Raw genomic sequence first — 24,806 nt, 5'->3', positions numbered from 1 at the left:
GTTTGAACTTTTTACCGATCAATACATTGCTAATTAATGACACCCAATTATTTTAGAGCTTTTATCTATTTTGGTCTTACGCTCTGCGCGACAAGCCTGAGTGGCTGTGCCATGGTAGCTACCTACCCGGTCACAGCGGCTAGCGTAGGCACAACCGTAGCGACAGGCAAAAGCCCGACGGACCATGCTGTGTCGGAGTCAGCAGGCAAAGATTGCTCCATGATGCGCGTATTCGAAGGAAAACCAGTCTGCGAAAGACGTTTAAGACCCGACGAGGTCCCCGTAGAAGACCTCACGCGCCAAAAAAAGGTCGTACCGACCCGTTAAGCGCAACTGATTTGCCCCAATCTTTGAGGGCAGGACGAATAAAGACCGAATGAATCCTTATTGCAGAGTATCTTTAAGAGCGGGGATAACCGGTAAGGCAATCACATCAATACCCTCTTCCCGCAATTCAGCAGCCTCGTCAGCACTCGTTTGACCACGAATACTGCGCTCAGGAGCTTCACGATAATGAATCTTGCGCGCCTCTTCGGCAAAGTTATCGCCCACGTCTTCCGTTTTTTGCATCAGATCACGCATGGCTTTAAGCATCGTCGCCTGGATCTGCGCCTGTAACTTAGCACTTTCATTGCCTGAGAGCACCATGGCATTGCCAGTATCGGCTGGGACGGTTTCCACTGGGGGCTCGGCCATTTTTTTTGAAATTCTAGGCGCAGAGGGTAAACGAGTGATCTCATCACTATCGCAGACTGGACAGCGCAAGAGGCCTTGCTCTTGCTGGTCATGCGCATCCTGCTCTGAAGCAAACCAACCTTCAAAGTGGTGATCTAATGGGCAAGCGAGGTTATAAACTTTCATGATTCGTCATCTATTTGGTGCCAATCTAGAAGTTTTCAAGTGAAATACTTTTTAAATGGTGCACCTGCACCTCTATTGTGCCACAAAGCCCCGTTTTCATAAGGGCTAACCCTAGTTATCCTAATACAATCTATGATGATTACATTCATAAAAACTAGTAAGACTAGATTAATAAGAGACAACGATTTTGGCTAATAAAAAAATACTCATGAAAGCCAGCCGACTCCAATGGAGTCACTTGCTCAGCGCCCTTGCTATGAGTGCATGTGCTCTTAGCTCATCCTGGGTGAGTGCCAACCCGACTGCGAAAATAAAACAGCTTCAACTTAACGATTTAATTAGTTTGGCGCTGGAAAATAATGCGGAAGTCCAAATCTCTAAAAATGAGACTCAAGCAGCTGCAGGACAACTGAGTACTGCTCGAGCTATTCCAAACCCACAATTTGAAACCTTGCGAGGTGACCAAAAACGCCAAGGTGGCAGCGTGAGCACTGTGGAATCCCTGTCAGTGACACAACCCATAGACATGCCTTATATGCGTGTACCTCGCGTCAATGCGGCGGAGAAAAATCTCAAGGCGATTGAGGCCTCAGAGCTCTTAAAACGACATGAAATTGTGGCGCGCGTCAAAACTCGCTACTACGAATACATTCGTCGTGTTGAAGAGCTTAAAGCGGCCAATGAAGACCTTGATTTAACTCGCCAAATCCGCGATCGCATCCGCCTACGTTATCAAGTCGGTGAAACAGCGAAGTTTGAGTTAATTCGTGCTGAAACCGACTTACTCAATGTGCAAATCAATACTCAAGCAGCCAAATCACGCTTAGATCAAGCGAAGGCTCAATTACGCTTAGTGGTGGGCACTAAAAATCTACCCACTCAGTTTGAAATTAAGTTTCAAGATATTCCGAAGGACAACCTTCCTTCGCTAGAGACTCTCTTGGCTGAAGTAAAAGCGCAAAACCCCGAAATTAATCGCGCCCGTCTCCAGCTCGAGAGTAATCAATCTCGCCTAAGCCTAGAGAGAAATACCCGCCTACCTCAATTAGCCTTTAAAGGGCAAGAAAACAAAGAACCGGACTTTACCAATCGTAGCTATGGCGTGGTAGTGACGATTCCGATTTGGGACTGGCGGATCGGTCAAGTACGTGAGGCAGCGGCCAATGTCGCTCGCTCACAGAATCAATTGAACTATCAAACTCAATTACTTGAAACTCAGCTTGAGCTGGCTTATGAGCAATATGAAATTTCTTCATATCAAGTACGCACGCTCGAAAATGAAGTGATCCAACAAGCCACCGATGCACGTCGAATTGCTGAAGCTTCGTTTCGCTTTGGAGAACGTGGCCTTTTAGAGTACTTGGATGCTCAAAGAACTTTGCGTGCTGCTCGTGCAGACTTGATCCGTGCCAAATTCGAACTCGCTAGCATCATTATTGAAATCGAACGTTTACGCGCCAATCCCGATAACCTTTTAGTCAAAGCAAACCCTTAAGATGAAATTACCTCTCTTACAAAGTCTTCGCGATAAAGTGGTTCCCATCAAAGACTGGGCTATCAAGCAATCGGGCCAAGCGATTGATGTCGCCAAGGAGTTTCAGGAAACCATTAATAAAACGACTCGTGAACTAGCTAATAAAAAAGCGCCCAAACTAGTAGAGGTTTTTGATAAATCCCCTGCTGCAGTTCAATCGGCGACCCCCTTGTTACCTTGGGTCATTTTGTTCGTTTTCATTCTCTATATTTTTGATGTCTTCGACCATAAGCCCTCACCGGTTCGTATCCAAGACCCCGAAGTAGTGTACGTGAACGAGGATATTCTGAATATGGTGGAAATCGGCGAGGTCGCCGTGCGCCCTTTCATTGAAGTGGTGCGCGTATCCGGACGCGTTGATTTTCATGAATCCCACTTAGCTCGCATTGGTGCTAATGTTACAGGTCGCGTCACCGAAATGCTCGCATTGCCAGGTCAGGTCGTGAAAGAAGGTGATTTACTAGCAAAGATCACATCTACCGAACTGACTCAATCACAACTGGCTTATATCAAAGCACGCAATACCAGCGATCTGGCTAACCGCGCCGCTGAACGTGCCAAGATTCTCTATAAGGAAGATGTGATTGCTTTGGCTGAATTACAGCGTCGTGAATCGGAGGCTGCCAATGCCCGAGCTGAACTTCGCGCTTCTCAAGATCAATTACTGGTGCAAGGTATGACCAGAAAAAGTATTGATCGTTTGGCACAAACAGGCGTGATTGAATCGATCAACCCCGTCACTGCAACCATTCCAGGCGAAGTGGTTGAGCGTCAAATTAATCGCGGCCAAGTCGTGCAGCCTTCTGATGCCTTATTTACGATTGCTAACTTGGATCATTTATGGGCCATCGCGAATATTCCAGAAACGAATGCGCCTTTGATTAAAAAGGGTCAGAAACTACAAATTCAGATTGTGGCCTTAAACAACGCCATCATCGATGGTGAAGTGTCTTTTGTCAGCTCTATCGTGAACCCGGAAACTCGTACTGTGAAGATGCGTGCCGAGGTGAACAATAAAGATCGACGCTTACGCCCTGGCATGTTAGCGACTATGCTCATTGAAAGTGAACCTGTACCGGCCCTCACAGTCCCCGCAGAAGCGGTCGTTCGTGATGGTAACTATGACCACCTGTTTGTGCGTGGCGAAGATAATGTTTTCAAGATGGTGACCGTCAAAACAGGGCCTGAGAGCAAAGGCTTGCGCCCCATTTACTCAGGCATTGAAGCCGGTCAAAAAATTGCCACCAAAGGGGCTTACCACCTCAATACAGAACGTAAAAAGCAGTTAAGCGGTGGTAGCAAATGATTGACAGAATTGTCCGCTTCGCTCTCCAGCAGCGACTCTTAGTCATTGTTATTTCTATTGCCTTGTTTTTTGTCGGCCTCTTGGCTGTCAAGAAATTATCTGTAGATGCCTTTCCTGATGTAACCAACGTTCAGGTCCAGGTCGCCACCGAGGCACCCGGTCGCTCACCTGAAGAAGTCGAACGTTTCATCACAGTACCGATTGAGATTGCCATGACAGGCATGCCCGGTCTAGTAGAAATGCGCTCTTTAAACCGTAACGGTATTTCTGTCGTTACTTTAGTGTTTACGGATAAAACAGATATCTACTTTGCTCGCCAGCTAGTCATGGAGCGCTTAATGGAGGTGGTGCCTCGTATGCCTGAGGGCGTGGCACCTGTCATGGCGCCACCCTCTACAGGTCTGGGTGAAATCTACCAATACACCATAGAACACCCTAGCGATGGTAATCGCGAATTGACAGTCGATGAACTCAAGGAACGTCGCATCATCCAAGATTGGGTGGTACGCCCCATGTTGCGCTCCATCCCTGGGGTTGCTGAAATTAATACCATGGGCGGCTATGCACAGGAATATCACGTTTTAGTAAACCCAGATCGCTTACGCCACTATCAACTACGTCTTGAAGATGTGTATACAGCCCTGGCACGCAATAACGCTAACTCTGGCGGCGGGCAACTCCCCGTATTTGCCGAACGTTATTTGATTCGTGGCTTAGGCCTCATTACAAAAACCGAAGATATTGGACAGATTGTTCTTAAAGAAGTACGCGGCACGCCAGTCTTTGTGAAAAACGTGGCCGAAGTCACCATTGGTAGCGAAGTCAGACAAGGGGCCATTATTAAAAATGGGGCCACTGAATCTGTAGCCGGTATTGTGCAAATGGTTCGCGGCGCTAATGCGCGTGAGGTCGTAAATCGTATCAAAACCAAGGTAGAAGAGATTAATGAATTACGTCTGCTACCAGAAGGTTTGCAGATCGTCCCCTTCTATGACCGTACCGATCTCGTCAATGCGGCTATGTTTAACGTGGCCAAGGTGTTGATTGAGGGCATCATCTTGGTGATCATCGTGCTCTTTATTTTCTTAGGCGATGTGCGCTCATCTCTGATTGTGGTGGCGACGCTCGTACTGACACCATTGTTGACTTTCTTAATGATGAATCGCTATGGCATCTCTGCGAACCTCATGTCCTTAGGAGGTCTTGCGATTGCGATTGGTATTATGGTCGACGGTTCAGTCGTTGTGGTTGAAAATACCTTTGCCAAACTCGGTGAGCGCTTAAAGCAAGGTGAATCCAAGAATCGTATTGTTTTAGAAGCTGCAGCTGAAGTCGGCAAACCCGTGCTCTTTGGCGTGGGTATCATTATTTTGGTCTTCATGCCTTTGCTCTCATTAGAAGGCATGGAAGGAAAGATGTTTGCACCTTTGGCTCTCACCATCGCTATTGCATTAACTATCTCCCTACTTCTGTCCTTCACCCTGTCTCCAGTACTGTGCTCCTACATCCTCAAGGGGGGCGCTGAGCACGATACGAAATTCGTCGCCAAACTCAAGGCGCCCTATATGCGCTGGCTAGACTGGTGTTTGGCCAATCCAAAACAGGTTGTACAGCGCTCGATATTGGCCCTAGGTGCGAGCTTGGTAGGCTTTGTGCTCTTGGGTAAAGCATTTATTCCAGTGATGCAAGAAGGTGCTGTCACGCCTGTAATTGTGCGCGCTCCAAATATCTCATTAGAAGAATCGATCAAGCTTGAATTCGAGGCGATGAAGCGCATCATGACCATTCCGGGTGTAGAAAAAGCCGTCTCCCGCTTAGGTCGCGGTGAGTCACCCGCAGATCCTGGGCAACCTTTTGAGTCTGATCCGATTGTGTCTCTAAAACCATTAGGTGATCGCGATCTGACACAAGAAGAAATTGCGAATCAAATTCGTGAAAAACTCAAGACCCTCCCTGGTATTGAGCTAGCGATTTCACAACCCATCGCTGCTCGTGTTGATGAAATGGTCTCGGGCGTACGCTCGCAAGTGGCTGTCAAGATCTTTGGCGATGACTTAGAGACACTGAAAAATTTAGGCACCCAAATGGGTGTGATTCTTAGTAGCACACCGGGTAGCACTGACTTACGTATTGAACAAGTCTCAGGCCAAAACTACATCAATATCAAAATTAATCGTGATGCGATTGCGCGTCATGGTATCAACGTAGCAGATGTCAATGATGTGATCGAAACGGCCATCGGTGGCAAGCAAGCCACAACAGTCTTTGAAGGGGAAAGACGCTTTCCACTGGTCCTACGCTACCCTATCGACTACCGTAATGATATTAAAGCGATCGAAAATATTGCTTTGCGCTCCCCTAATGGCGCACTGGTCTTAATGAAAGATTTGGCTGAAATTGCGATTATTGATGGTCCCGCTCAGATCTCCCGTGAATCGGGTAAACGTCGCCTCGTGATTGGTGTTAACGTCACCGGTCGCGATTTGGGTGGCTTTGTAAAAGAAGCGCAAACTCGGATAGCCAAAGAGATGACTATCCCCAGTGGTTATTACCTAGAATGGGGTGGCCAGTTTGAGAATATGGAACGTGCCATGGCTCGCCTAATGATCATCATTCCATTGACCATCGCCGCTATCTTCTTCTTGCTATTTATGCTGTTTAAGTCAGTCCGCTTAGCAGGCCTCATTATCTTGGTCTTACCTTTCGCTTCGATTGGTGGCGTTTTTGGTCTTTTAATCTCAGGGGAATACCTCTCTGTTCCAGCGGCAGTCGGCTTCATCAATTTATGGGGTATTGCCGTTTTGAATGGCGTGGTCCTCGTCTCCTTCATTAAACAATTACGTGAAGATGGGCTCTCATTGCGAGAGGCTCTCATCGATGGTTGCACACATCGCTTTAGACCTGTCATGATGACTGCGAGCGTTGCGATGCTCGCACTGATCCCCATGCTATTCTCCAGCGGTCCCGGCTCTGAAGTGACCCGCCCCTTGGCAGTCGTTGTGATTTCAGGGTTGATTACCTCTACCTCATTAACACTCTTGGTTTTACCCGTACTCTACGGATGGTTTGAAGATAAGGAGACAGAAGCATGAAAGAAATCAAAGCCATCATTCGCCCAAATAAATTACCCATCCTGAGAAACACCTTGATGGATACCCCTGGCTTTCCAGGAATGACGGTCTCGAAAGCTGAGGGTTGCAGCGCCCCTAACAAAGTAGAAAAAGCGTCGATTAAAGATGAGTTAACGGATTACACACAAAAGATCCGTATTGAAATCGTCTGCCCCGATGAGGTCGCAGATCTCCTCATGGACAAAATTATCCACGTCTGCCAAACCGGTCAAGTCGGTGACGGCATTGTCTGGATGACTGATGTGACTAAAGCCGCTTTTATTGCTAAGGGCCTGTGATAATTAGGGTTTAGCGCAGCGCAATTGGTCTAACAAAACTTTAGGGCTCATGTCTTTGATCTGTGCCTCTGCACGATATTGAGACACGCGACGTAGAGGTTTCTTCCAACCTCCACCCACTGTTAAGTAACTCAACCACCCCTTTTGAGACAGCGCTTTTTTCTGTAACTCAATCGTCGCTGGGCTGGGTGCTGCGAAGTTTTTCACAATCTCACGCTTTTTAAAAAGCATTTTTAAATTACCGTGGGACTCAAGCGCTTGCACTTCAAAATAAGGTTCAGCAATGGCCCGCAAACTATATTCACTAAAATAGTACAAATGTGCTTTAAAGTAAATGTTGTGTGGTGATGCATCTTGCTGCAAGATGTTGGGCACTTCGACAAAAAAATACCCGCCTGGCTTGAGTGACTCAAATACTTTACGCATCACCGCATCGGGTTTAGGCATATGCTCAAGCACATGAAACATCGTGATCACGTCCGCTGATTGAGCCTCCAAAGCATCAATCGTCGCAGTGTCAATCCGCATGTCGTAGACCTGGCGTGCAAACTCAGAATACCCTTGATTAGGCTCAATGCCACGCGCGGCAAAGCCATGGCTATGAGCCATATAAACAAACTCACCACCACCAGCACCGATATCAATCAACTGCTGACCATGGATCTTGCCTAAATGCTTTTCTAAAAAATGAACCCGATCGAGCGCCGCCAAACCAGCGCGTCTAACATATTTGATTTTGGGCTGATAAACACTCTTGTAGTCAGTACGATAGTGATGCGAGTAATAGATCTTTAACTCGTCTTCCGTTGGAATATGGGCCTGCTGAATCAAACCACAATGATGGCAATGTAGGATTTCTAAAGACGCTTTTGATTTGGCGTCTTGATGTTGTTCTTGATGAAGAACCTCAGTTCCACATTGTTGGCATTTTTTCACTATTGAACTCGACTATGGGGGCTTTTTTAGAGAAGATCTCTCAAAACAGCCTGTATTGGACACTAAGTGATACAACTTGAGGCTAGGGGTATTCCCTTAACAAAGCCTAGCGTATCACTTGTTCCGCAATCCAAGTGTAGAGCGGTATACCCACAATGATGTTGAGGGGAAATGTGAGCCCTAAAGACATGCCAAAGTAAAGACCTGGGTTGGCCTCCGGCATGGACTCTCGAAGCACTGCAGGCACGGCAATGTAAGAGGCACTGGCTGCCAAAACCATCAGCAAGACTGTCTCACCGAGAGGCAGGCCAAAGATATAACAAAGCCCGAGTGCCACCATCGCATGGGTGATCGGAGCGACGACCCCATAAAGTGCCACAAAGAATGATTGGCTGAGCACACTCTTAAAGTTGCGTGCCGCTGTCAAACCCATATCTAAGAGGAAGAAGGCCAACATCCCTTTAAATAAATCAACAGAAAACGGGCCCATGACTTTTTGACCACCATCCCCTGTAGCCAAACCGACCACCATCGCCCCCAAGAGCAAGAGCTGTGCTCCATCGGTAAATGACTCGTGAAGTAATTTACCGATGCTCACATTTTCTACTTGTTGACCATTGGCCTGAGACTGACGTACGCGATTCGCAAAAAGGATCGCAATGATGATCGCTGGGGATTCCATCAAAGCCATCGCCGCGGCCATATGGCCCCCATAGGCAATACCCGACTGATCTAAGTGTTGGGTGGCAGTAATGAAAGTGACCGCACTCACTGAGCCATAAGTGGCGGCTAAAGCAGCCGCGTCAAAACGGCTGATGACTCGACTCAGTAATGAATAAGCGACCAACGGCACCAAGATGGCCATAAATACTGCAATACCCAAGCTCAGCGCCACATGCGCTGTGAAACCTGATTGTGCGAGAGCAAAACCACCCTTTAACCCCAAAGCCATCAAAAGATAGAGAGATAAGAAACGGGAGATTTGCGGAGGAATCTCTAGATTCGATTTAACAAAGCCAGCAAAAAAGCCGAAAACGAAAAATAGGATTGCAGGATCGATGAAATTGGCCATAACGCTATTTTATTTTGCAGCGCACAATTAAGGCAAGTAATCTTCAAAAACTAAGGCTATTTTTTGCCTCTTCCGTCTTGTTGAAACCAAGACTATCTTACATGTCCCGAAACTGCGGCAAACGACTGAGATGATAGACCGCGATAATGGTTTTGACATCGGTAATTTGCCCGGTGGCGATCCATTCATGCATCTCACTGAGGGTGGCGGCAAACACATCAAGGAACTCCCCAGCATCCAATTTTGCTGTCCCCTGCACTAAATTTTTTGCCATGTAAATTTCGATGATTTCTGTCGAATAAGAAATCACAGGATGAATCCTACCCAGGTAGGACCATTCTGTCGCGGTATAGCCAGTCTCTTCTTTGAGTTCACGCTGGGCACACACCAAAGGATCTTCATTGGGATCTAGCTTGCCTGCGGGGATCTCAATCATGGCAGCATCGACTGGATAGCGAAACTGTCTTTCTAACAAGATACGACCATCCGGCAAAATCGGCACGATGGCGACTGCACCAGGATGAACAAAGTACTCACGAAAGTGTTCTTGGCCATCGGGCAAACGCACGATATCTTTTTTGACTTTTAAAAACTGACCCTGATAAACCTCAGCAGATGAGGTACAGGTCTCGCGCAAATGCGCATCACTTTCAGGCAGGTCTTGCAGTTGTGGGGGCTTCACTATTCGGCGCGATGTTTAAGCAAGAAGCGCCAAGTAAAACCAGGAAAGGCGGCCACTAAGAAAAGACTGATCGTGATTGCAAAAAACTCCCAACGTTTAGCAAAAACATTGCCAATCGAGGCCTCTAATGCATAAGCGATGAACCCAACCACAGCATACCAAACTAACATTTCTAACAAACACCAGCCGATATGCTTTTTATTGAGTCTGACGATAAATAAAAATTTTTGGGACAAGAAAGGTAAATTGGCCGCCACGAGGGCGACCAATATAAATATCCAAGACTCAATGCTTAGTGTGACTGGCTGCATAGAATTAGCTTAACAGAGTTTTACTCATCGCACTCAAACACAAAGCCATTAAAGTGGCAGGGAAAATACCGGCCAACAAAACAAATAAGCCATTCACAGTAAAAATCGCTTTAGCTATACCCTGAGCGGCAATCGCTTCAGTCTGAATAGGCTCATCAAAGTACATGACTTTGACGACTCTGAGGTAATAAAAAGCACCGATCAAAGAGGTGAGCACTGCAATGATAGCCAGGTAGAGATAACCCGCATCAACAATCGTTTCCAAGATCGATAACTTAGCAGCAAAGCCAACGGTTGGCGGAATACCTGCTAGAGAGAACATTAATATCAAACCAATAAAGGCCATCCATGGATTTCTCTTATTCAAGCCTTTTAAGTCATCGAGTGTTTCACACTCATAGCCCTGACGCGATAAGAGCATCAAGAGGCCAAATGAACCCAAAGTAGTGAGCACATAAGTCACTGCGTAAAACAATGCCGCAGTATAGGCATGCTGATCAAAGATGGACAACATACCTAAAATCATGAAACCCATATGCGAAATAGTCGAGTACGCCAACATACGTTTCAGATTGCTTTGCGCAATCGCAGTCAGGTTACCGACGATCAATGATAAAACGGCCAAGATCATAATCATCGGCTGCCAATCAGCAGTCAGAGGCAATAAACCACCCACCAAGAGACGGAAGACCAAAGCAAATGCCGCCAATTTAGGTGCACCAGCAATTAAGAGCGTAACCGCGGTAGGAGCACCCTGATATACATCAGGTACCCACATGTGATACGGCACCGTACCCAGCTTGAATGCCAAACCAGAGACAATGAATACAACTGCAAACGCCAAGACCAAACGGTTGATACCACCGCTACCGACTGCTCTATAAATTTCATTGAGGTCTAGGCTACCTGTCGCACCATAGAGCATCGACATACCGTAGAGCAAGAAACCAGAAGCCATAGCACCGAGTACAAAATACTTCATCGCCGCCTCAATACTCCAGCGCGAATCTCTTTGCATAGCAACGAGCGCATAGACAGGCAAAGCCATTAACTCTAAGCCAAGATACAGACTCATTAAGTTAGAGCCTGAAATCAAAATACACTGGCCCAACAAAGACAGCATCGTGAGAGCAAAGAAATCAACTCTAAACAAGCCACGATCGACTAAGTATTGCTTTGAATAAATCAAGCTAATCAGTAATGCTAAACAAGCGACAGACTTTAATAAGCTAGATAGCGCATCAACCAAGAACATATTATTAAAGGCATGTACTGGCTGGTCGACTGCCTGCAAACCAAAAGCAAAACTTAAGCCCAATAAGGTGACTAATGTCAGTTGATAGGTCAATTGACTCGCACGAGGAGTCTCAAAAACATCTTCATCATTGACTTTTTGCTCTTTAATGAAAACAGTCAGCAGCATCAAGCAGGTGATCACAAGCATCACCAACTCGGGCAACATAGCGATCAAGTCTGTCATTTGCATTTTTTTATTCCTTATCTATTACGCAGTGCTCAGCGTTTTCTCTTAAAGTTTGCTAATAGCCACGTGCTTGAGTAACTCAATCACAGATACATGCATCACATCTGTCAAAGGCTTTGGATACACCCCTAGACCAATCGTGAATATTGCCAAGATTCCCATCATGAAAAATTCACGGCGATTTAGATCCGTCAGGGCTGCCACCTGCTCATTACCCACTTCACCAAAAAAGACGCGCTTAGTCATCCATAAAGAATAAGCGGCTCCCAGGATCAAAGCGGTAGCCGCCAAGATGCCAATGACGAAGTCATAATCAATCGCAGCCAAAATCACCATGAACTCACCGACAAACCCCGAAGTGGCTGGCAAACCACAGTTCGCCATCGCAAACAAAACGGCAAAAGCTGTGAACTTAGGCATGGTGTTCACCACACCACCGTAGTCAGCGATTTGACGGCTATGCATACGGTCATACAACACACCAATCGACAAGAACATCGCGCCCGAGACAAAGCCATGCGAAATCATTTGCACAATCGCCCCTTCAATACCCAAAGGACTGAAGATGAAAAAGCCTAAAGTGACAAAACCCATATGCGCAATCGATGAATAAGCGACGAGTTTTTTCATGTCCGCCTGAACCAAGGCAACTAAACCAATATAGATGACCGCTACCAAAGATAAGGTGATGATGACGGGGGCGAGATATTGACTGGCATCCGGTGCAATGGGCAAAGAAAAACGCAAGAAACCGTAAGCACCCAACTTCAACATGATGGCCGCCAAGACTACAGAACCTCCCGTAGGAGCTTCGACGTGTGCATCTGGCAACCAAGTGTGGACTGGCCACATCGGCACCTTCACAGCAAAGGCCATGAAGAAAGCCAGGAAAATCAAAATCTGTTCTGTTATATCTAGCGGTGCTTTATGCCAAGCTAGGATATTGAAAGTATCCGTGGCACTGTAGAGATAAAGAATCGCCACCAATGTCAACAAAGAACCTAATAAGGTATACAAGAAAAACTTAAATGCTGCATAAACACGATTCGGTCCACCCCATACACCAATAATGATGTACATCGGGATCAATGTGGCCTCAAAGAATACGTAAAAGAGCAGACCATCCAAGGCCGCAAAGACCCCAATCATTAAGCCTGAAAGAATCAAAAAGGCGGCCATGTATTGAGCCACATTGGTCTCAATCACTTCCCATGCTGCAATCACGACGATCACTGTAATAAAAGCAGTGAGCACAACAAACCACATCGAGATACCATCTACACCCAAGAAATACTGAATGTCATAACGAGGTACCCACGCGTATTGCTCGACAAACTGCATGGCCGCTGTGGTCGTATCAAAACCAGTGACTAAAGGTAAGGTGGCGGCAAAACTAATCAAAGCGGCAATCAATGCCATCACGCGCACATAAGCCTTGCTGTTATCTGAACCGGTGAACAAAATCACCAGTCCAAAAATAATGGGTAACCAAATTGCGTAAGAAAGAATCATGACAAAGGCTCTGTGCTTATTGAATAGTTTTTAAATGGGTATATAGAATCCAGCTGATCAAACCGATCAAGCCAAGAATCATGGCAAAAGCATAGTGATACAAAAATCCAGATTGAACGCGACGCACGCTGCCTGAGAACCAGCCCACCAATTTGGCACTACCGTTCACAATCAAACCGTCAATCAGACCTTGATCAGCTCCCCTCCACAAACCACGACCCAAGACAATCGAACCTTTGGCAAATAATGCCTGGTTCAAATCATCCATATAGTATTTGTTATCTAAAATCTTTTTGAGCGGAGCTAAGACACGCGCAAAGAAAGCTGGGATCTGCGGCAACCACAGATATAACACGGCAGCCGTGACCACACCACCAAGAGCTAGATATAAAACAGGGGTATGAAGCGCATGAGCAGCCATCGCTACTGGGCCATGGAAGTCAGCCGCTAACTGCGCTAATGCTGAATGTTTTTGGGCATCAATGAAAATGGCTTGACCAAAGAATTCACCAAATAACATGGGGCCGATAGCAAAATAACCAATCGCCACAGAAGGAATAGCCAAGAGTACGAGTGGCAAGGTCACAACCCAAGGTGATTCATGAGGTTTCTGTCCTGGGGCCAGACCATGATGGTGATCGTCATGATGAGCGTCATGATGATCATCATGCGCCTGACCAAAACGCTCTTTACCATGGAATACGAGGAAATACATCCGGAACGAATAGAAGGCTGTAATGAAAACACCCGCCATGACTGCAAAGAAAGCAAAATCAGAACCGGCAATTTGACTCTTGGCGACTGCCTCAATGATCGAATCCTTCGAGTAAAAACCCGAGAAAAACGGTGTACCAATCAATGCCAAGGAACCAATCAAAGAAGTGAACCAGGTGATCGGCATGTACTTCCAAAGACCGCCCATATTGCGCATATCTTGATCGTGATGCATACCCATAATGACACTACCAGCACCTAAGAATAAAAGTGCCTTAAAGAAAGCATGGGTCATCAAGTGAAAGACAGCAATCGGGTATGCAGAAACGCCCAATGCCACAGTCATATAACCTAACTGTGAGAGCGTTGAATAGGCCACCACACGTTTGATGTCGTTTTGCACAATCCCCAAAAAGCCCATGAAGAGTGCCGTAATAGAACCAATGATCAAAACAAAAGATAAAGCCGTATCAGTCAGCTCAAATAAAGGAGACATACGACTGACCATAAAGATACCGGCTGTCACCATGGTGGCTGCGTGAATCAATGCAGAAATTGGCGTCGGGCCTTCCATGGAATCAGGCAGCCACACGTGTAATGGGAATTGCGCTGATTTACCCATCGCACCGATAAATAAACAAATACAGGCCACCGTAAGCAGGTTCCAATCCGTACCTGGCAGTGTTTGTTGTGCCAAGACATCTTTTTGCGCAAACACACCGTCATAGCTCATGCTGCCGCTATAAGCTAATAACAAACCAATCCCCAAAATAAAACCGAAGTCACCCACACGGTTGACCAAGAAGGCTTTCATATTGGCAAAAATCGCAGTGGGTCGCTTGTACCAAAATCCAATCAATAAATAAGACACCAAACCAACCGCCTCCCAACCAAAGAAAAGTTGGAGGAAGTTATTGCTCATGACGAGCATGAGCATGGCAAAAGTGAATAAAGAAATATAAGAGAAGAAGCGCGCATAACCCTCGTCTTCTGACATATAACCAATGGTGTAGATATGGACCATTAGAGAAACAAAGGTAACCACCACCATCATCATGGCTGTTAATGGGTCAATCAAGAAACCGACATCTAGACTTAACTCACCTAACTGCATCCAGGTATAAATCGTTTCATTAAAACGCGCCCCTGCCATGACATCCTTCAAAACCATGAAAGACAGTACGCAAGCAATTGCCACACCAAGGATGGTGACGATATGCGCCATGGCTCTTGGCAAAAGATTACCAAAGAATTTAGTGCCAAAAAGACCAGCGATCGCAGCACCCACGAGCGGCGCCAGAGGAATCGCTAGTAGGATATGAGGGTTCAAGGTAGGTGTCATATTGTTCTCTTAAATCTCTTATCCAGTGGTTAACCTTTTAACTCGCCTAAGTCTTCAGCTTGAATTGAATCAAGCTTACGGAATAAGGTCACCAAAATTGCCAAACCAATCGCTGCCTCAGCCGCAGCAACAGTCAAAATAAAAAATACGAATACTTGGCCTTCAAGATCTCCCAAGTAATGAGAGAAAGCGACAAAGTTTAGGTTCACAGCCAAGAGCATTAACTCGATCGACATCAGCAAAACAATCAAGTTCTTACGATTTAGAAAAATTCCAACCACGCCAGTGGCAAACAAAATGCTCGCAAGGACAAGGTAGTGGGCGAGTGTGATTTCCATAATTAATCTCTTTTCGATGGCTTACTTTTTCGGGGCTTCATCAACACCCATATCTTTTACAAGGCGTAGACGGTCTTCGCGACGGGTACGGATTTGATCTGGAATATCTTGGGTTTTTGTATCTTTACGGCGACGCAAAGTTAAAGACACGGCAGCCACAATCGCGACCAATAAGACTAAACCGGCCACCTCAAAAGCAAACAAGTATTGGGTATACATCAGAGTACCCAATGCCTTGGTGTTATTTGCAGCGACTTCGGGAGGCAAACTCTGCACGGGTGCACGTGTACCGATGAATCCCCTAATCAGGACGATCGCCATTTCTGCAACCACAATAGCACCCACTAGAGAAGCTACAGGAATATAGCGCTTGAAATCTTTACGCAAATGTCCTAAATCCAGATCTAACATCATCACCACAAAGAGGAATAAAACCATCACGGCGCCAACATAGACCAAGACCAACATAATGGCTAAGAATTCTGCTTCCAAGAGCATCCAAATAGCGGCTGCTGTAAAAAACGATAGAACCAAAAACAAGGCACCGTGTACCGGATTTCTAGCAGTGATGACGCGCAAGGCCGCAATAATCAATATTGCTGCAAAGACGTAAAAGAGAATAGATTTAGGTTCTAGCATCATTTGTATTTAGCATCCGCTGTTTTATTAGCTGCGATTTCTTTTTCGTAACGATCACCCACAGCCAAAAGCATTTCTTTAGTGAAATACAAATCGCCACGTTTTTCGCCGTGATATTCATGAATATGCGTTTCAACAATCGCATCTACTGGGCATGCTTCTTCACAAAAACCACAAAAGATACATTTTGTTAAATCAATGTCATAGCGCGTAGTGCGGCGCGTGCCGTCATCACGTTGATCGGATTCAATCGTGATAGCCATCGCAGGACAGACAGCCTCACACAATTTACAAGCAATACAGCGCTCTTCGCCATTGGGGTAGCGACGCAAAGCATGTAAACCGCGGAAGCGCGGTGACATAGGTGTTTTTTCTTCAGGGTACTGCACTGTAATTTTGGGTTTAAATAAATAACGCCCAGTTAAAGCCAAACCTTGAAGCAACTCTTTTAAGAGAAGACTGCTTAAGAACTCACGGATTCTCATCAACATATCTATGCCTTTGCCCTATTTCCAAATACTCAAGGGCGATAACTGCCAAGCAGCAACCAATAAGACCCAAACCAAGGAGATGGGGATAAATACCTTCCAACCTAAGCGCATCAATTGGTCATAGCGATAACGTGGGAAAGACGCACGCAACCAAATAAAGCAAGACAGGAAGAAAAATGTTTTTGCAGCCAACCAGAAAAATCCTGGGATATCACGCAGAATAGGTAAATCGACGATCGGTGACCAACCCCCAAAGAACATGATGGCAGTCAAAGTGGCGATCAAAATCATATTGGCATACTCAGCCAAGAAGAACATGGCAAATGCCATACCTGAATACTCAATCATATGACCGGCCACAATCTCAGACTCACCCTCGACCACGTCAAACGGGTGACGATTCAGTTCGGCCACCCCTGAAATAAAGTAAACCAAGAACATCGGCAATAAGGGCAACCAATTCCAAGAGAGGAAATTAAGGCCCATATCAGCGAAGTAACCCGTTTGCTGAGATTTGACGATATCCGTTAAGTTCAATGAGCCAGACACGACCAATACAGCTGCCAAAGCCAAACCCATCGAGATTTCATAGGAGACCATCTGCGCAGAAGCACGCATGGCCCCTAAGAACGCATACTTAGAGTTCGATGCCCAACCAGCCAAGATCACGCCGTATACACCGATCGAAGTAATGGCCATGATGTACAGCAAGCCAGCATTAACATTGGCAAGGACCAAGTCAAGCTGAAACGGCACCACTGCCCAAGCCGCAAAGGCAGGAGCAATCACCATCACAGGCGCAACGATATATAGCACCTTATTGGCCTTGCTTGGCATGATGACTTCTTTAAGCAATAGCTTTAAAGCATCTGCAATCGGTTGCAACAAACCTAGAGGGCCGACTCGATTGGGGCCAAGACGAATATGCATCCAGCCAATGAGCTTACGCTCCCAAAGCGTCAAGTAAGCAACACAGCCAAACATTGGCAAGACAATCACCACAATCTTGATCAAAGACCAAACAACTGGCCAGATCAACTCACCAAAGAGCGCTAGACCGTGGGTATTGATGGTTTGAATCAACTCGGTCATACACGCTCCACAGTCAAAGATCCGAACATATTGCCCAACTGAGCACTGTGAGCCGTTGCCGCTGAAACACGTACAACCCCCGCAGCTAATGATTTTTCTTCAATGGCCTTGGCTGTGACAACACAGGAGTCTTGTGTGACTTTGACTAAATCGCCATTCTGAATACCAAGACCGGCAAAAATATCTGAAGCCAGACCAATCGTTTGTGCACGCGCGCTATCTGTAGTCGCTTGCAAAGCAGGCGCGCGACGCACTATCGCATCGGTTGCATGAATAGGTACATCAGCGATACGCTCTACAGTTTTAGCCTGACCTACAGGGGCTTGGGGCTTAGCCGAAGTAGTGTTGTTCAAAGCCTGGCCAATATCACCGCAAGACTTAGCTTCACTCAAAACTTCTTCAGAACTATTGAAGTGACAACCATCGACGTTGAGTAAGTTGCCCAAAACACGCAGCACCTTCCATGCAGGGCGTGCCTCACCCAATGGCTTCACAGTGGCTTGCACGGATTGCAAGGTGCCAGCAGCATTGACATAACTACCTGATGTTTCTGTATAGGGCGCAACCGGCAAGAGAACATCGGCAAGCGCGCGCATCTCAGGGCTATCAAAAGCAGTCAACGCCACCACAGTACCGGCTTGAGATAAAGTAGTTTTGAGCGCTTGCGGATTAGCAAAATCATCCAACTCTGCACCCAATAAGACAACGGCCTTGAGAGGCTTAGCGAGTAAACCTTGAACGCCTTGAGCCGATACCGCACCCACCCAGTGAGCGCCCACAGTATTACCAGACTCTGGCAAGAAACCTAAAACAGCGCCTGTGTGCTCAGCGATAAACTGAGCATAAGCATGTAGTTGTGCATATTGTGGATGAGCCACAGCAGCAGCGCCCAAGAAAATCGCCTTACGCTCACCACCCAACAAGCTCTCTGCAATCGCTTGGGCAACAGGGGTCACGCTCGCCTGTGCTGGCGCAGCAACACCCTTGACTTGAGCGACTGCGCTAGCAATGGCCGCTAATTCTGCGATCCATTGTGAAGGAGCCACATTGATCGTATTCGCTACAGGCATTAACCAATCTTCTTGGCTTGCGCCCAAACGGCTCACCTTCAAACCTTTTTTCGTCGCTAGACGCACGCGCGCAGCCAAAAGCGGTTGATCTTTACGCAAGAAACTACCAATAAAGAAGGCACGCTGTAACTGACCGACTTGAGGAATACTCATACCCAACCATGGCATGACTGGAGCAGCACTCACATCAGTAGTGCGCAGACGTGTTTCTACCTGATCAGAACCCAAAGCTTTAAAAATCTTCTTGAGCAAATGTAACTCTTCAACACTGGCTAAACCATGAGAAAAGGCCGCTAGTGACTCAGCGCCATGATCTGCTCGAATGGCTGAGAATGAACGAGCGACATACTGCAGCGCCGTCTCCCAATCAGTTTCAATCCAGCGGTTGTCTTGTTTGACAAGCGGCTTTTGCAAGCGATCTGGACTATTGAGGCCTTCATAGGCAAAACGATCTTTGTCGCTGATCCAACACTCATTGATCGCATCATTTTCATAAGGCACGACGCGCTTCACTAAATTAGCTTTAGTCTGCACCACAATATTGCTACCCAAAGCATCATGTGGGCTGAGCGAACGTTTACGGCCCAGCTCCCAAGTGCGTGCTGAATAACGGAATGGTTTACTGGTTAAAGCTCCGACTGGGCACAAGTCAATCATGTTGCCCGAGAGCTCAGAATCTACGGTCTTGCCAACAAAAGCGGTGATCTCAGAATGCTCACCACGATGCAACATGCCAAGCTCCATGACGCCGGCGATCTCTTGACCGAAACGTACGCAGCGTGTGCAATGAATACAGCGACTCATCTCTTCCATAGAGATCAGTGGACCAACATTCTTATGGAATACAACGCGCTTTTCTTCTTGATAACGCGAACTGGTCTTACCGTAACCCACCGCTAAATCTTGTAATTGACACTCTCCACCTTGGTCACAAATCGGACAATCTAAGGGGTGGTTAATCAACAAAAACTCCATGACTGATTTCTGAGCAGCAACCGCTTTCTCAGAATGAGTATGTACTTTCATACCTGGCGTCACAGGCGTTGCACAGGCAGGGAGTGGCTTAGGTGCTTTTTCCACCTCAACCAAACACATACGACAGTTAGCAGCAATGGATAGTTTCTTGTGATAACAAAAATGAGGAATGTGCGTACCAATTTTCTTGGCCGCCTCCATCACCATGGCACCCTGCTCTACCTCAACCGTCTTGCCATCAATTTCGATTTCAACCATCTTTTTTCCTGTCGGTCTTCAAGCCATCAAACGTAAGCAGGCACAATGCAACGCTTGTGCTCTACGTGATACGCAAATTCATCCATATAGTGCTTGAGCATGCCTCGTACAGGCATAGCTGCAGCATCACCTAAAGCGCAAATCGTGCGCCCCTGAATATTGGCAGCGACATCGTTGAGCAAATCGAGATCCTCAGGACGACCTTCACCATGCTCAATACGATTAACCATGCGCCACAACCAGCCGGTACCCTCACGACAAGGCGTACATTGGCCACATGATTCTTCGTGATAGAAATAAGACAAACGCAACAGTGACTTGACCATACAACGTGTCTCATCCATCACAATCACAGCACCAGAACCCAACATCGAGCCGGCTTTAGCAATGCTGTCGTAATCCATATCGGTATCCATCATCATCGCGCCGGGCACTACTGGGGCCGATGAACCACCCGGAATGACGGCTTTAATTTTTTTACCGCCACGCATACCACCTGCTAGCTCAAGCAATTTGGCAAAAGGTGTACCGAGCGGAATCTCATAATTGCCGGGTCTTTCAACATCACCCGAGATGGAGAAAATCTTCGTGCCGCCATTATTCGGCTTACCCATCTTGGCATAGCTTTCACCGCCAACTGCGAAGATGTAAGGTACAGCCGCAAAAGTTTCTGTGTTGTTGATCGTGGTGGGTTTGCCATACAAACCAAAACTCGCCGGGAATGGTGGCTTGAAGCGGGGCTGACCTTTTTTACCTTCAAGCGACTCCAATAAAGCTGTTTCCTCACCACAGATATAAGCACCCCAACCATGGTGCGCGTGTAATTGGAATGAGAAATCGCTTCCCATGATCTTCTCGCCCAAGAATCCAGCGGCGCGCGCTTCTTCTAAAGCCTCTTCAAAACGAACGTAACCTTCCCAGATTTCGCCGTGAATATAGTTGTAACCGACTTTGATACCCATGGCATAGGCGGCGATGGCCATGCCCTCAATCAAAGCATGTGGGTTGTAACGAATGATGTCACGGTCTTTAAATGTCCCTGGTTCTCCTTCGTCGGTATTACAAACGAGATATTTATCTCCAGGGAATTGGCGGGGCATAAAGCTCCACTTCAAACCGGTTGGGAAGCCTGCACCCCCACGACCACGAAGGCCTGAGGCCTTGACTTCAGCAATCACCGCTTCTGGCGTAATGCCTTCGGTCAGAATGCGACGCAACTGAGCATAACCACCACGCGCTACATAGTCTTTCAAGCGCCAGTTGTCGCCTGTTAAACCAGCAAGAATTAAAGGCTGAATATGACGATCATGTAAACAGGTCATTATTTAGCTCCTTGCGCTTTGAGATCTTCAATCAGAGCATCTAATTTTTCATTGCTCATGAAACTGCACATGGTTTTGTTATTCACCAAAGCCACAGGCGCATCACCACAAGCTCCCATACACTCACCCTCTTTCAGGGTGAAAGTGCCACAAGCTGTGGTTTGGTTGTAATCAATGCCTAACTTCTTCTTGAGGTACTCACCTGCTCTTGCACCACCTGAGAGTTCACACGGCAAATTGGTACAAACCGTAATCTTGAAACGACCCACTGTCTGGGTGTCATACATATTGTAGAAAGTAGCCACTTCTTGCACCGCAATCGGTGGCATATCCAAAATTTGTGCTACTTCTTCAATCGCTTCTGGACTGACCCAACCATATTCATCTTGAGCAACGACTAAAGCCGCCATCACCGCAGACTGCTTTTGGTCAGCGGGATATTTAGCAACGTTACGATCTATTTCAGCACGGGCTTGTTGTGACAACATCTCGTTCTCTGATCCTTTTTCTATATTTCCAATTAACGGTCGATCTCGCCGAACACAATGTCCTGCGTACCAATAATCGTGACAGCATCTGCCAACATGTGGCCCTTAGCCATTTCATCCAAAGCAGATAAATGCACAAAACCAGGGGCACGAATCTTCAGGCGGTAAGGCTTGTTAGCGCCGTCTGAAATCGCGTAAATACCAAATTCACCTTTAGGATGCTCAACTGCTGCATAAGCCTCACCTGCTGGCACATGAATACCTTCAGTGAAGAGCTTGAAATGGTGAATCAACTCTTCCATATTGGTTTTCATATCTTCGCGCTTAGGGTTGGCAACCTTATGGTTGTCACTCATCACAGGGCCTGGATTTTTACGTAACCACTCCACGCACTGCTGGATGATGCGATTCGATTGGCGCATTTCCTCTACGCGCACAAGATAACGGTCATATGAATCCCCGTTTTTACCCACAGGAATATCAAATTGGAGCTTGCTGTAGACCTCGTAAGGTTGCTTCTTACGCAAATCCCACTCAATACCAGAACCACGTAACATTGCACCGGTAAAACCTAATTGCAGAGCGCGCTCGGGCGAGACCACACCAATACCCACTAAACGCTGCTTCCAAATACGGTTATCAGTCAGCAAGGTTTCGTACTCGTCCACATAAGCTGGGAAACGCTTGGTGAAGTCTTCAATGAAATCCAATAAAGAACCTTGGCGGTTTTCATTGAGCTTCTTCACAGCCTTCTCACCACGAATCTTATTTGCCTGATACTGTGGCATGCTCTCTGGCAAATCACGATAAACGCCACCAGGACGATAGTAAGCGGCGTGCATACGCGCACCAGAGACCGCCTCATACATATCAAATAAATCTTCACGCTCACGGAAGGCATACAAGAAGACTGCCATGGCACCCACGTCTAGACCATGACAACCAATCCAGAGTAAGTGATTTAACAGACGAGTAATCTCGTCAAACATGACACGGATGTATTGCGCACGCTCTGGCACATCCACACCCAAAAGCTTTTCAATGGCCATGACATAAGCGTGCTCATTAGCCATCATCGATACATAGTCCAAACGGTCCATGTAGGGCACACTTTGTACCCAAGTTCTTGTTTCTGCTAATTTTTCAGTAGCGCGATGTAAGAGTCCAATATGCGGGTCAGCACGCTGAATGACTTCACCATCTAGCTCCAAAACCAAACGCAAAACGCCGTGTGCTGCCGGGTGTTGTGGACCGAAATTGAGTGTGTAATTTTTTATCTCTGCCATGATCAGCTTCCGTAGTTCTCTTCACGAATCACACGCGGTGTAATCTCACGTGGATCGATGGTGACTGGTTGATAAACCACACGCTTTTGCTCAGGGTCATAACGCATTTCAACATGCCCTGAAATAGGGAAGTCTTTACGGAAGGGATGGCCCATGAAACCGTAGTCTGTCAGGATTCTGCGTAGATCGTCATGGCCGTCAAATAGGATGCCGTACAAGTCAAAAGCTTCACGCTCAAACCAGTTCGCAGAGTTCCAAATGGGTGTCACAGAAGCCACCAAGGGAAAATCATCCTGTGGTGCAAAAACACGTAAACGTAAGCGCCAGTTGTGCTTTACAGAGAGTAAGTGACTAACCACTGCGAATCGTGGGCCTTCCCAAGTCGCGTTGTCATACTCGCTGTAATCGACGCCACACAAATCAATTAATTGATCAAAACCTAAATCAGGGTGGTCTCTCAAAGTGCGGGCAAGCTCTAAATAATCTTCAGCTTTCACAATTAAAGTGAGTTCACCCAAGTTTTCTTGGAGCTGTGCGATTTTTTTATCGAGTGTCTTTTCTAGACAAGCACGCAACTGAGCTAGTGAATGAGACATCTTAGGCCTTTCTCGCAATCGTGCTCGTACGCTTAATCTTGGCCTGTAACTGCATGATGCCGTACATCAATGCTTCAGCAGTCGGGGGGCAACCTGGCACATAAACATCGACCGGCACGATACGGTCACAACCACGCACCACTGAATAGGAGTAATGGTAATAACCACCACCATTTGCACAAGAACCCATTGAGATGACCCAACGTGGCTCAGGCATCTGGTCATATACTTTTCGTAAAGCGGGTGCCATTTTGTTACACAAAGTGCCAGCAACAATCATGAGGTCTGACTGGCGGGGTGATGGTCTAAACACAACGCCAAAACGATCCAAGTCGTAACGTGAAGCACCGGCGTGCATCATTTCAACAGCACAACAGGCCAAACCAAAAGTCATAGGCCACAAAGAGCCTGTACGCGTCCAGTTAATCAACTTGTCCGCTGATGTGGTGATAAAGCCTTCTTTTAAAACACCTTCGATTGACATATCCCTTAATCCTTATTCCCAGTTCAGGGCGCCCTTCTTCCAGATATACGCAAATCCAATGACAAATTCCAACAAGAAAATCACCATCGACACATAACCCGTCCAGCCAATCTCAGACAAAGCGACTCCCCATGGAAACAAAAAGGCTGTTTCTAAATCAAAGAGAATGAAAAGAATGGCAATCAGGTAATAACGAACGTCGAATTTCATACGGGCGTCTTCAAACGCTTCAAAACCGCACTCGTATGGGGAGACTTTTTCTGTATCGGGTTTAGAGGGACCTAAGATTTTGCCCAAGGCCATGGGAGCTAGACCAACTCCAATACCCACAAGAATAAATAAAAAGACGGGTAAGTAGGCTTCTAAGTTCAAGAGTGGTCCTGTTCTCTAATCCGTTAGCAAATAAGGCAAATTTTCCTCTCAAGGTCTTGCAAGAGACTGACTGCATGACCTTGTCCCTAATTTCTTGGTGCCGTCGGCGAGACTCGAACTCGCACAGCTTTCGCCACTACCCCCTCAAGATAGCGTGTCTACCAATTTCACCACGACGGCATTCAGTAAAAACCCTAGGATTTTAGCCTATTTAGACTCAAAAACCGAAGGTT

24 protein-coding genes and 1 tRNA gene are annotated in these 24,806 nt (G+C 46.6%); 5 read left to right on the top strand and 20 right to left on the bottom strand.

All coding sequences use genetic code 11. From position 1 onward, the window contains the following. Nucleotides 1–111 precede the first annotated feature (111 nt). Nucleotides 112–327, top strand: coding sequence for a hypothetical protein (locus tag ICE94_RS06470; RefSeq protein ID WP_216149981.1), 216 nt, complete (start codon nt 112–114; stop codon nt 325–327). Between the two features lie 57 nt (nt 328–384). Here the strand turns inward: ICE94_RS06470 and ICE94_RS06465 are convergent, their stop codons facing one another. Continuing rightward, on the bottom strand, nt 385–861 hold the full coding sequence (locus ICE94_RS06465) for a DUF1178 family protein (RefSeq protein WP_216149979.1): 477 nt from the start codon (nt 859–861) through the stop codon (nt 385–387). Between the two features lie 208 nt (nt 862–1,069). On the opposite strand from ICE94_RS06465, the gene ICE94_RS06460 reads away from it, so the two are divergent. Genes ICE94_RS06460 through ICE94_RS06445 form a run of 4 tightly spaced genes read left to right on the top strand, consistent with a single transcriptional unit; the run spans nt 1,070 to nt 7,110 of the window. Then, nucleotides 1,070–2,356 carry a TolC family protein gene (locus ICE94_RS06460; protein ID WP_216149977.1) on the top strand — a complete coding sequence of 429 codons (1,287 nt, stop codon included), beginning with the start codon at nt 1,070–1,072 and terminating at the stop codon, nt 2,354–2,356. Between the two features lies 1 nt (nt 2,357). Beyond that, the gene (locus tag ICE94_RS06455) at nt 2,358–3,701 is read left to right on the top strand and encodes an efflux RND transporter periplasmic adaptor subunit (protein ID WP_216149975.1); all 1,344 of its coding nucleotides are present in this window, start codon (nt 2,358–2,360) and stop codon (nt 3,699–3,701) included. Continuing rightward, entirely contained in the window at nt 3,698–6,793 is a 3,096-nt protein-coding gene (locus ICE94_RS06450) for an efflux RND transporter permease subunit (protein WP_216149973.1), read from the top strand. The genes ICE94_RS06455 and ICE94_RS06450 overlap by 4 nt, the downstream gene beginning before the upstream one ends. Next, the gene (locus ICE94_RS06445) at nt 6,790–7,110 is read left to right on the top strand and encodes a P-II family nitrogen regulator (RefSeq protein ID WP_216149971.1); all 321 of its coding nucleotides are present in this window, start codon (nt 6,790–6,792) and stop codon (nt 7,108–7,110) included. The genes ICE94_RS06450 and ICE94_RS06445 overlap by 4 nt, the downstream gene beginning before the upstream one ends. A 3-nt stretch (nt 7,111–7,113) precedes the next feature. Here the strand turns inward: ICE94_RS06445 and ICE94_RS06440 are convergent, their stop codons facing one another. The 19 genes from ICE94_RS06440 to ICE94_RS06350 form a co-directional block, all read right to left on the bottom strand. Beyond that, nucleotides 7,114–8,046 carry a class I SAM-dependent methyltransferase gene (locus ICE94_RS06440; protein ID WP_216149969.1) on the bottom strand — a complete coding sequence of 311 codons (933 nt, stop codon included), beginning with the start codon at nt 8,044–8,046 and terminating at the stop codon, nt 7,114–7,116. Between the two features lie 106 nt (nt 8,047–8,152). Then, entirely contained in the window at nt 8,153–9,118 is a 966-nt protein-coding gene (locus ICE94_RS06435) for a sodium-dependent bicarbonate transport family permease (RefSeq protein ID WP_216149967.1), read from the bottom strand. A gap of 97 nt (nt 9,119–9,215) precedes the next feature. Then, nucleotides 9,216–9,785 carry an NUDIX domain-containing protein gene (locus tag ICE94_RS06430; protein WP_216151000.1) on the bottom strand — a complete coding sequence of 190 codons (570 nt, stop codon included), beginning with the start codon at nt 9,783–9,785 and terminating at the stop codon, nt 9,216–9,218. 14 nt (nt 9,786–9,799) lie between these two features. Further along, complete coding sequence (locus tag ICE94_RS06425; protein WP_216149965.1) at nt 9,800–10,111, bottom strand: DUF2818 family protein; 312 nt, start codon at nt 10,109–10,111, stop codon at nt 9,800–9,802. Nucleotides 10,112–10,115: 4 nt separating this feature from the next. After that, a complete protein-coding gene (nuoN, locus tag ICE94_RS06420) occupies nt 10,116–11,597 on the bottom strand; it encodes an NADH-quinone oxidoreductase subunit NuoN (RefSeq protein ID WP_216149963.1) in 1,482 nt (493 codons plus the stop codon). A gap of 42 nt (nt 11,598–11,639) precedes the next feature. Continuing rightward, nucleotides 11,640–13,106 carry an NADH-quinone oxidoreductase subunit M gene (locus ICE94_RS06415; protein WP_216149961.1) on the bottom strand — a complete coding sequence of 489 codons (1,467 nt, stop codon included), beginning with the start codon at nt 13,104–13,106 and terminating at the stop codon, nt 11,640–11,642. Between the two features lie 16 nt (nt 13,107–13,122). After that, nucleotides 13,123–15,162 carry an NADH-quinone oxidoreductase subunit L gene (nuoL, locus tag ICE94_RS06410; protein ID WP_216149959.1) on the bottom strand — a complete coding sequence of 680 codons (2,040 nt, stop codon included), beginning with the start codon at nt 15,160–15,162 and terminating at the stop codon, nt 13,123–13,125. Between the two features lie 29 nt (nt 15,163–15,191). Further along, complete coding sequence (nuoK, locus tag ICE94_RS06405) at nt 15,192–15,500, bottom strand: NADH-quinone oxidoreductase subunit NuoK (protein ID WP_216149957.1); 309 nt, start codon at nt 15,498–15,500, stop codon at nt 15,192–15,194. A gap of 21 nt (nt 15,501–15,521) precedes the next feature. Beyond that, nucleotides 15,522–16,139, bottom strand: coding sequence for an NADH-quinone oxidoreductase subunit J (locus ICE94_RS06400; RefSeq protein WP_216149955.1), 618 nt, complete (start codon nt 16,137–16,139; stop codon nt 15,522–15,524). Beyond that, nucleotides 16,139–16,624 carry an NADH-quinone oxidoreductase subunit NuoI gene (gene nuoI / locus ICE94_RS06395; RefSeq protein WP_370623798.1) on the bottom strand — a complete coding sequence of 162 codons (486 nt, stop codon included), beginning with the start codon at nt 16,622–16,624 and terminating at the stop codon, nt 16,139–16,141. The genes ICE94_RS06400 and nuoI overlap by 1 nt, the downstream gene beginning before the upstream one ends. Nucleotides 16,625–16,645: 21 nt before the next feature. Continuing rightward, nucleotides 16,646–17,713 carry an NADH-quinone oxidoreductase subunit NuoH gene (gene nuoH / locus ICE94_RS06390; protein ID WP_216150996.1) on the bottom strand — a complete coding sequence of 356 codons (1,068 nt, stop codon included), beginning with the start codon at nt 17,711–17,713 and terminating at the stop codon, nt 16,646–16,648. 5 nt (nt 17,714–17,718) lie between these two features. Further along, the gene (nuoG, locus tag ICE94_RS06385) at nt 17,719–20,025 is read right to left on the bottom strand and encodes an NADH-quinone oxidoreductase subunit NuoG (protein WP_216149953.1); all 2,307 of its coding nucleotides are present in this window, start codon (nt 20,023–20,025) and stop codon (nt 17,719–17,721) included. A 26-nt stretch (nt 20,026–20,051) separates the two neighbouring features. Beyond that, complete coding sequence (gene nuoF / locus ICE94_RS06380; RefSeq protein WP_216149951.1) at nt 20,052–21,347, bottom strand: NADH-quinone oxidoreductase subunit NuoF; 1,296 nt, start codon at nt 21,345–21,347, stop codon at nt 20,052–20,054. Continuing rightward, on the bottom strand, nt 21,347–21,835 hold the full coding sequence (gene nuoE / locus ICE94_RS06375) for an NADH-quinone oxidoreductase subunit NuoE (RefSeq protein ID WP_216149949.1): 489 nt from the start codon (nt 21,833–21,835) through the stop codon (nt 21,347–21,349). Before nuoE ends, nuoF begins: the two co-directional genes overlap by 1 nt. A 32-nt stretch (nt 21,836–21,867) precedes the next feature. Further along, nucleotides 21,868–23,121: an NADH-quinone oxidoreductase subunit D gene (locus tag ICE94_RS06370; RefSeq protein WP_216149947.1), complete on the bottom strand. Its 1,254-nt coding sequence runs from the start codon at nt 23,119–23,121 to the stop codon at nt 21,868–21,870. A 2-nt stretch (nt 23,122–23,123) separates the two neighbouring features. After that, complete coding sequence (locus ICE94_RS06365) at nt 23,124–23,717, bottom strand: NADH-quinone oxidoreductase subunit C (RefSeq protein ID WP_216149945.1); 594 nt, start codon at nt 23,715–23,717, stop codon at nt 23,124–23,126. Between the two features lies 1 nt (nt 23,718). After that, nucleotides 23,719–24,201 (bottom strand): NADH-quinone oxidoreductase subunit B family protein, encoded by a 483-nt coding sequence (locus ICE94_RS06360; RefSeq protein ID WP_216149943.1) that lies wholly within the window; start codon nt 24,199–24,201, stop codon nt 23,719–23,721. Nucleotides 24,202–24,213: 12 nt separating this feature from the next. Continuing rightward, nucleotides 24,214–24,573 carry an NADH-quinone oxidoreductase subunit A gene (locus ICE94_RS06355; RefSeq protein ID WP_216149941.1) on the bottom strand — a complete coding sequence of 120 codons (360 nt, stop codon included), beginning with the start codon at nt 24,571–24,573 and terminating at the stop codon, nt 24,214–24,216. Between the two features lie 95 nt (nt 24,574–24,668). Beyond that, a tRNA-Leu gene (locus ICE94_RS06350) sits at nt 24,669–24,753 on the bottom strand. Nucleotides 24,754–24,806: the final 53 nt, after the last annotated feature.

The sequence above is a fragment of the Polynucleobacter sp. MWH-Loch1C5 genome, assembly GCF_018881775.1.
In the GTDB taxonomy this organism is placed as follows: domain Bacteria; phylum Pseudomonadota; class Gammaproteobacteria; order Burkholderiales; family Burkholderiaceae; genus Polynucleobacter.
This window is presented reverse-complemented; position numbering and strand designations above follow the sequence as displayed.